At 65.5% G+C, this 566-nt stretch carries 1 protein-coding gene; it reads right to left on the reverse strand.

The window, feature by feature from the left end:
* Window positions 1-566: AMP-binding protein (locus tag HU811_RS27140; protein ID WP_186659209.1), on the reverse strand; the 566-nt coding region annotated here is incomplete at both ends.

Raw genomic sequence — 566 nt, forward strand, 5'->3', positions numbered from 1 at the left:
ATGCGCTGGCCGCGCAACTTCACCTGATGGTCGAGACGCCCCAGGTACTCGATGTTGCCATCGGCCAGGAAGCGGCAACGGTCGCCGGTGCGGTACAGGCGGTCACCCTCGATGAATGGGCTGGCGAGGAAGCGTTCCTCGGTCAGGTCCGGGCGTTTCAGATAACCCCGGGCCACGCCGACACCGCCGATGTACAGCTCGCCGATGCTGCCAATCGGCAGCGGTTGCATGGCCTCGTCGAGGATGTACAAGCGCAGGTTGGCGATGGGCTTGCCGATTGGCACGACCACATCGTTGGCCGAGCAACGCCAGACCGAGACGTCGATGGCCGCTTCGGTCGGGCCGTACAGGTTGATCAGGGCGGCCGGGTGCTGGCCCATGAAGCGCCGCACCAGATCCACCGGCAGTGCTTCACCGCTGGCGAACACCTGGCGCAGGCTGTGGCAGTCGACCAGACTCGGTTCCTCGACAAAGGCCCGGAGCATCGACGGTACGAAGTGCAGAGTGGTGACCCGTTCCTGCTGGATCAACTGGCTGAGGTAGGCCGGGTCGCGATGCCCGTCCGG

This window comes from Pseudomonas tehranensis, assembly GCF_014268615.1.
Classification (GTDB): Bacteria; Pseudomonadota; Gammaproteobacteria; order Pseudomonadales; family Pseudomonadaceae; genus Aquipseudomonas; species Aquipseudomonas tehranensis.